Here is a 3,110-nt window from a genome sequence, read left to right on the forward strand (position 1 = left end):
GACGCCGGCCTGGCGGTCGGCCGGGACGCCGACCCGCACCGCACCGCCGTGGTGCTGGCGACCGGCGGCGGCGGGCTGGAGACCTTCGAGCAGCAGTCGCACCGCCGGCTGGAGCGCGGCCGCCCCGGCGTCAGCCCGTACCTGCTGCCCGGCATGCTCTCCAACATGGCCGCCGCCCGGATCGCCATCAAACACGGCATCCGGGGCTACAGCTCCGCCGTGGTGACGGCCTGCGCGGCCGGCGCCCAGGCGATCGCCGAGGGGCTGCGGCTGATCCGGGCCGGCGACGCCGACGTGGTGGTGTGCGGCGGCACCGAGTCCTCGCTGCACCCGACCATCGCCGCCGCCTTCACCAACGCCCGTGCCCTGGCGCAGGGCTGGGACGAACCCGAGCAGGCCAGCCGGCCCTTCGACAGCCGCCGCAACGGCTTCGTGCTGGGCGAGGGCAGCGCCGTCCTGGTCCTGGAGCGGACCGAGCACGCCGAGGCGCGCGGCGCCGCCGGGTACGCGGACCTCCTCGGCTGGGGGGCCTCCACCGACGCCCACCACCCGACCATGCCCCGCCCCGACGGCACCGGAGCCGCCGACGCGATGCGCGCCGCACTCGCCAACGCGGGCCTGGCGCCGGGCGACATCGACTACGTGAACGCCCACGGCACCGGCACCAGGCTCGGGGACGTGGCCGAGACCGCCGCGCTGCACGCCGTCTTCGGCGCGCACCCGCCCGCGGTCAGCTCCACCAAGGGCGCCACCGGCCATCTCCTCGGCGCCGCGGGCGCGTTGGAGGCGGCGGTGACCGCCCTGGCGGTGGCGCGGGGGACGCTGCCGCCGACGCTCAACCTCACCGATCCCGACCCGGCCTGCGACCTGGACCACGTCCGGGGCGCCGCCCGGACCGCTCCGGTGCGCGCCGCGCTGAGCAACGCCTTCGCCTTCGGCGGCCACAACCTCAGCCTGATCCTCGGCCCGGCCTCCACCCGGGCCGCCCGATAGCGCCCGTTCGACAGCCGCCGCCCGACAGCGGTCGCCCGCCGCCCACCGCCGCGCGGCGGCAGTGCGCCGATCCTCGATCCGCCATCCCTCCGGGGGGAGATCCCGTTGTCCATCCAGACCATCACCCACGTCGAGTTCCACTGCGCGGACGCCGACAAGACCGCGGCCGGACTCCGCGCCGACCACGGCTTCACCGCCGACGCCCCGGCCACCGCACCGGACGGCGTCCGCACCGTCGCGCTGCGCCAGGGCACCATCCGACTGCGGCTGACCTCCGCCGCCGACCCGGAGCACCCAGTGGCCGAGTACGTCGCCCGGCACGGGGACGGCGTCGCCGTCCTGGCACTCGGTTGCGCCGACCCGGAGGCCGCACTGGAGCGGGCCGAACGGCACGGCGCCCGGGTGCTCGACCGGGCCGGCGCCCTGATCGAGGGCTTCGGCGACACCGCCCTGCGCCTGGTGCCGCTGCCCTGTGACGGGCCCGCCCCGGAACCCCGGCTGCTGGACGACCTCGACCACGTCGCGATCTGCCTGCCGGCCGGCACGCTCGCGGACGCCGTGCGGTTCTGCGAGGACGCACTGGGCTTCCGCACGATCTTCGAGGAGTACATCGAGGTCGGCGAGCAGGCGATGGACTCCACGGTGGTGCAGAGCGCTTCCGGCGGCGCCACCTTCACCCTGATCGAGCCCGACGCCACCCGCCGCCCCGGCCAGGTCGACGAGTTCCTCGCCGCCCACGGCGGGGCCGGTGTCCAGCACCTCGCCTTCGGCACCCGCGACATCGCCGGCGCCGTCCGGGCCGCCCGGGAGCGCGGTGTGGAGTTCCTGACCACCCCGGACGCCTACTTCGACGCCCTGACCGAGCGCTTCGGTGAGACGGCCATCCCGGTGGCGACCCTGCGCGAGCTGCACGTCCTGGTCGACCAGGACCACGGCGGCCAGCTGTTCCAGATCTTCGCCCGCTCGACGCACCCCCGGCACACGTATTTCCTCGAACTGATCGAGCGGCAGGGAGCGGGCACCTTCGGCACCGCGAACATCAAGGCCCTCTACGAGGCCGTCGAACGGCACAGCCCCACCGGCATCCACCGCCCCACCGCCGCCGACCGGCCCGCCCCCGCACATCCGAAGAAGGCCCGCGCGGTGCCCGCAGCCCCCGAGTTCCGGCTCACCGAGGCCGAGCGTGCCCTGCTGCCCACCCCCGAAGAGGTGGCGCACTACCGCGAACACGGCTGGTACCTCTCCCGCAAGCTCTTCAGCGACGAGGAACTGGACACCCTCCAGGCCGCCACCGAGCTGTACTACGCCGGCCACCGCGACCGCGAGCTGCCCGTCCGGCCGCCCCGGCCGGCCTCCTGGCGGCCCTCGGACGGGCCGGTCCAGCGGCACAACGACTACGTGCACTACGAGAGCGACGCGATCGGCGCGATCCTTCGCAAGCCGCTGATCGGCGCGGTCGCCGCGCTGCTCGCCGGGACCGGGGAGGTCCGGATCTTCCAGTCGACGCTCATCTACAAGCCCCCGGTGCCCGAGGAGCCCAGCAACCAGGTGCCGTGGCACTTCGACAAGCACTACTGGCAGACCTGCACCTCGGACGAGATGCTCACCGCCTTCATCCCGTTCCACGACTGCCGCGCGGAGAACGGCACCATCACCATGGTCGACGGCAGCCACCGCTGGCAGGAGCTGCCCTCCGGCGAGGACTCCACCCGGCACTTCGCCGACCGCGACCGCTCCGAGCTGGAGGACATCCTGGCCGCCAACGCCGCCCACAACGGGCAGCAGGTGCACAAGGTCCCCATGCCGATCCCGCGCGGCCACGTGTCCTTCCACCACTGCCGCACCTACCACGGCAGCGGCCCCAACCTGGCCTCCTACCCGCGCCGGGCGGTCTCGCTGCACCTCCAGGACGGCGCCAACGAGTACCGCGGGCACGACCGGCCGGACGGCGAGCCGGTGGTGTACAACCACGACGTGCTGGTGCGCCGCACGGACGACGGCCGTCCGGACTACGCCGACCCGCGGTTCTGCCCGACGGTCTGGCGGGGACGGCCGTGACCGCGCCCGCCCACACGGCCGGCGGCGCTGCGGCACCGCCCGGCGGCCCCGGTGCGCAG

At 75.0% G+C, this 3,110-nt stretch carries 2 protein-coding genes; both read left to right on the top strand.

Going from position 1 to position 3,110, the window contains the following annotated elements; genetic code table 11:
• A partial coding sequence (locus KS423_RS42195; RefSeq protein ID WP_224285008.1) for a beta-ketoacyl synthase occupies nucleotides 1-993 on the top strand: 993 nt, incomplete at its 5' end.
• Between the two features lie 105 nt (nucleotides 994-1,098).
• Nucleotides 1,099-3,051 carry a 4-hydroxyphenylpyruvate dioxygenase gene (gene hppD / locus KS423_RS42200; protein WP_224285009.1) on the top strand — a complete coding sequence of 651 codons (1,953 nt, stop codon included), beginning with the start codon at nucleotides 1,099-1,101 and terminating at the stop codon, nucleotides 3,049-3,051.
• Nucleotides 3,052-3,110 lie beyond the last annotated feature (59 nt).

The sequence above is a fragment of the Streptomyces sp. LS1784 genome, from assembly GCF_020103755.1.
Taxonomy (GTDB): Bacteria; Actinomycetota; Actinomycetes; order Streptomycetales; family Streptomycetaceae; genus Kitasatospora.